At 47.8% G+C, this 2,266-nt stretch carries 2 tRNA genes and 1 rRNA gene; all 3 read right to left on the bottom strand.

Features of this window, described 5'->3' with window-relative positions:
• Positions 1-53 precede the first annotated feature (53 nt).
• Positions 54-129, bottom strand: a tRNA-Ala gene (locus tag AAEY78_RS12210).
• 9 nt (positions 130-138) lie between these two features.
• Positions 139-215 (bottom strand) — tRNA-Ile (locus AAEY78_RS12205).
• A 75-nt stretch (positions 216-290) separates the two neighbouring features.
• Positions 291-1,829, bottom strand: a 16S ribosomal RNA gene (locus AAEY78_RS12200).
• Positions 1,830-2,266 lie beyond the last annotated feature (437 nt).

The following is a 2,266-nucleotide window of genomic DNA, read 5'->3' as shown; positions in this document are numbered from 1 at the left end:
AATCAATAACGATCACTTAATTCTGTTTATTGATGCACATCTATCGCAATAAGTGGTGGAGCCAAACGGAGTCGAACCGTTGACCTCCTGCGTGCAAGGCAGGCGCTCTACCAACTGAGCTATGGCCCCATTATAAAATGGTGGGTCTAAGTGGACTTGAACCACTGACCCCCGCGTTATCAACACGGTGCTCTAACCAGCTGAGCTACAGACCCAATTACGCTTGCAATAAACGTAAGCTTTAACTAAAGAACAACTTGTTGTGAATTCTTGCTGACCGAATGCGTCTATAAGGAGGTGATCCAGCCGCAGGTTCCCCTACGGCTACCTTGTTACGACTTCACCCCAGTCATCAACCACACCGTGGTGAACGCCTCCCCGAAGGTTAGGCTATCCACTTCTGGTGCAATCAACTCCCATGGTGTGACGGGCGGTGTGTACAAGGCCCGGGAACGTATTCACCGCGGCATTCTGATCCGCGATTACTAGCGATTCCTACTTCATGGAGTCGAGTTGCAGACTCCAATCTGGACTACGATAGGCTTTTTGAGATTCGCATCACATCGCTGTGTAGCTGCCCTCTGTACCTACCATTGTAGCACGTGTGTAGCCCTGGTCGTAAGGGCCATGATGACTTGACGTCGTCCCCGCCTTCCTCCAGTTTGTCACTGGCAGTATCCTTAGAGTTCCCGGCTTAACCCGCTGGTAACTAAGGACAAGGGTTGCGCTCGTTGCGGGACTTAACCCAACATCTCACGACACGAGCTGACGACAGCCATGCAGCACCTGTATTCTAATTCCCGAAGGCACTCCCGCATCTCTGCAGGATTCTAGATATGTCAAGACCAGGTAAGGTTCTTCGCGTTGCATCGAATTAAACCACATGCTCCACCGCTTGTGCGGGCCCCCGTCAATTCATTTGAGTTTTAACCTTGCGGCCGTACTCCCCAGGCGGTCTACTTATTGCGTTAGCTGCGTCACTAAGTCCTCAAGGGACCCAACGACTAGTAGACATCGTTTACGGCGTGGACTACCAGGGTATCTAATCCTGTTTGCTACCCACGCTTTCGAGCCTCAGTGTCAGTATTATGCCAGAAGGCTGCCTTCGCCATCGGTATTCCTCCAGATCTCTACGCATTTCACCGCTACACCTGGAATTCTACCTTCCTCTCACATACTCTAGCTCAACAGTATCAGATGCAGTTCCCAGGTTGAGCCCGGGGATTTCACATCTGACTTATCGAGCCACCTACGCTCCCTTTACGCCCAGTAATTCCGATTAACGCTTGCACCCTCTGTATTACCGCGGCTGCTGGCACAGAGTTAGCCGGTGCTTATTCTGCAGCTAATGTCATCGTCCATGGGTATTAACCATGGAGTCTTCTTCACTGCTTAAAGTGCTTTACAACCAAAAGGCCTTCTTCACACACGCGGCATGGCTGGATCAGGGTTGCCCCCATTGTCCAATATTCCCCACTGCTGCCTCCCGTAGGAGTCCGGGCCGTGTCTCAGTCCCGGTGTGGCTGATCATCCTCTCAGACCAGCTACAGATCGTCGCCATGGTAGGCCTTTACCCCACCATCTAGCTAATCCGACTTAGGCTCATCTAATAGCGAGAGCAGTAAACTGCCCCCTTTCTCCCGTAGGTCGTATGCGGTATTAATACGAGTTTCCCCGTGCTATCCCCCACTACTAGGTAGATTCCTAAGTATTACTCACCCGTCCGCCGCTCGTCATCTTCTAGCAAGCTAGAAATGTTACCGCTCGACTTGCATGTGTTAAGCCTGCCGCCAGCGTTCAATCTGAGCCATGATCAAACTCTTCAGTTTAATCTTGCTATGAAGCTCTTTAAAGAAGCTTCTAAACTTGGCTCATCTAATCTGGCAAAATCGCTAAAAATTATGTTCGTAATGAATTAACTTTGAGTTTTTTTACTGTCTTAAATGATAATTTTTATAGTTAGAATAACTCCCGAAAAGGAAGTCAAACCAACTTTATTTTATGCATTCTGAATCAGCAAAAATCCACACAAGTTGTTCTTTAGTTATGCTTTTAAATAGTGTCTCTACTGTCGTCCAGTAGGAGATGTATCTGCTAATCAATCAAAGCAATTTGCTTATCTCGTTTAGCGAGCTGACTATCATATCATATTAATATGGTCTGTCAAGCTTTTGTTTTAATTCGTTTCAACTTAAGCCGTTAAGTGATAAGTTTGTTATCTTATCGCCTAGCTTCCTTTGCTGTGGGGCGTATTATATAGAGTTTG

The sequence above is a fragment of the Psychrobacter sp. 16-MNA-CIBAN-0192 genome (genome assembly GCF_040309565.1).
Classification (GTDB): domain Bacteria; phylum Pseudomonadota; class Gammaproteobacteria; order Pseudomonadales; family Moraxellaceae; genus Psychrobacter.
The sequence above is the reverse complement of the archived record's forward strand: the minus strand, read 5'-3'. Positions and strand labels throughout refer to the sequence as shown.